This is a genomic window from Dermacoccus sp. UBA1591 (genome assembly GCF_002322065.1).
In the GTDB taxonomy this organism is placed as follows: Bacteria; Actinomycetota; Actinomycetes; order Actinomycetales; family Dermatophilaceae; genus Dermacoccus; species Dermacoccus nishinomiyaensis.
This window is the reverse complement of record NZ_DCNR01000037.1, coordinates 8,611-10,524: the sequence shown is the minus strand read 5'-3', so window position 1 is coordinate 10,524 and position 1,914 is coordinate 8,611. Positions and strand designations below refer to the sequence as shown.

At 71.8% G+C, this 1,914-nt stretch carries 3 protein-coding genes; 2 read left to right on the top strand and 1 reads right to left on the bottom strand.

The features are described 5' to 3' along the window. Both B2284_RS03905 and B2284_RS03900 read left to right on the top strand, forming a co-directional pair. The coding region (locus tag B2284_RS03905; protein WP_286697220.1) for a hypothetical protein at positions 1–949 on the top strand (949 nt) is incomplete at its 5' end. A gap of 87 nt (positions 950–1,036) precedes the next feature. Continuing rightward, a complete protein-coding gene (locus B2284_RS03900) occupies positions 1,037–1,186 on the top strand; it encodes a hypothetical protein (RefSeq protein ID WP_156444985.1) in 150 nt (49 codons plus the stop codon). A 113-nt stretch (positions 1,187–1,299) separates the two neighbouring features. On the opposite strand, the gene B2284_RS03895 is transcribed toward B2284_RS03900, so the two are convergent. Then, on the bottom strand, positions 1,300–1,914 hold a 615-nt coding region (locus B2284_RS03895), incomplete at its 5' end, for a glycosyltransferase (protein ID WP_286697219.1).

The window sequence follows — 1,914 nt, the reverse complement described above, 5'->3', positions numbered from 1 at the left end:
CATCGTGCTCGCCTCCGCCCTCGTGTGCGTCGCCGGCGTCATCGCCGCCCGGCGCCTCGGTCGCGGGCCGATCACGGCGCTCGCCGTCACGGGGCTGTTCCTCGCGGGCGCGAGCACCGTGCCGGGGCTGCGTGACGTCATGACGGCGATCGTCCTGCACGTGCCCGGCGGCGGGCTGCTGCGCGACGGGCAGAAGTTCGTCGCCCTCTGGGTCGTCCCGGCGGCCCTCGGCTGGGGGCTGCTCATCGACGCCGAGGTGCGCCGCGCTCGCGGCAGCATCCTCGCGCCCGTCGCCCTCATCGGTGGCATCGTCGCCCCGCTCGTGCTCCTGCCGGGCCTCGCGTGGGCACGCGGCGGACAGTGGCGCGGCGTCGATTATCCGGCGCCGTGGACGCAGGTCGCGCGCGACCTCGACGCCGGGACCAACGGCGCGACGCTCGTCCTGCCCTGGTCGACCTACCGTCGCTACGCCTGGAACGGCGAGCGCACCGTCCTCGACCCCTGGAACCGTTTGCTCACCGGCCGCGTCATCGCCGACGACGCGCTGGCCGTGCGTCAGGGCTCTGGCGTGCGGGTCGTCGCGGGGGAAGACCCGCACGCCGCCGCCGTCGGTCGCGCTCTCGTTCACCGCTCGGCCGACGAATTGCGTGACGCGATGGCTCGGGCCGACGTCAGCCGCGTCATCGTCCAGACCGACCAGCCGGACGCCGCCGCCGTCACGGATCTCGTCCGGCGGGCGGGGGCGACGCCGCTCGCCGCCGCGCGGCCGGTCTCGCACCTCACGACGTGGTCCGTCCCCGGCGCTTCGCCTCGCCCGTCGACGCCGTGGTGGCGCGCGCTTGGCCTCGTGACCAGCCTCATCACTGCCGGTGTGGTCATCGTGGGTGCGAGCCGAACCGGGCGATTGCGCCGAAAGCGATGCGCCCGCGCGCCGGAGCAGCTAAGCTGAACCAAACGCGTCGCCCCGGCGATGCTCCGTCGCGCCACCCCGTGGCGCGGCGACTGACCACGAGCGAAGGTGAAGGCGGTCAACCCCATGGGCGCATCCACGAACAAGACGATGTACAACATCATCGGAGCCGTTGTCGGCTTCCTGCTCGCCCTGTTCGCGATCTGGGGTCTCGTCCAGTCGCAGAACTCGAGCCAGCCGCAGCAGTACCAGTCGAAGATCAGCTACGACGGCTGAGCCTCCGGCTCCCTCATCTCAGACGAGAGCGGGGAACGACCTCGACGGTCGTTCCCCGCTCTCGCATGCCCTGACGCGGCTCAGTGGTCGCCCGCGCCGGGTAGCGCATGACGTCAGTTCAGCTCGGCAGCGCCGCGGCGGGCATCGCGTTCGGCGACGAGCTCGCGCAGGCGTCGCACGTGCAGGGGCGTGTCGGGCGGCTGGGGTGCGCGCTCGGCGCGTCCGAGGACGTCGAGCAGCGTGTGGTGCACGTTGCGGCCGGCCGATTCCCAGCTGAATGAGCGCGCGTACGTCACAGCGTTGCGTCCGTAGGCCTCACGCACGTCGTCGCGCGACAGCAGCACGCGCACGTCGTCGATCATCTGCGCCGTCGTCGAGGCGAGCGCGCCCGTCGAGCCGTGCTGGATCGACTCGCTCGGCCCTCCGGCTTGCGCGAACGCGACGGCCGGGGTGCCATGCAGGCCGGCCTCGACGATCGTCAGGCCCCACCCCTCCTTGTAGGACGGCATCATGACGACCCAGGACGAAGCGAGCAGCGTGTGCTTCGTCGCCTCGTCGACGAACCCGTGGAAGTGGACGGCGTCCTCGACGCCGCGTTCACGGGCATGGCGCTCGATGTTCGGCTGCCAATAACCCGAGCCGACGACGTTGAGGTGCAGGCCCGGGAACTCCTCACGCAGTTCGGCGAGGGTGTCGACGGCGATCTCGACCTGCTTGTGCGGCACGAG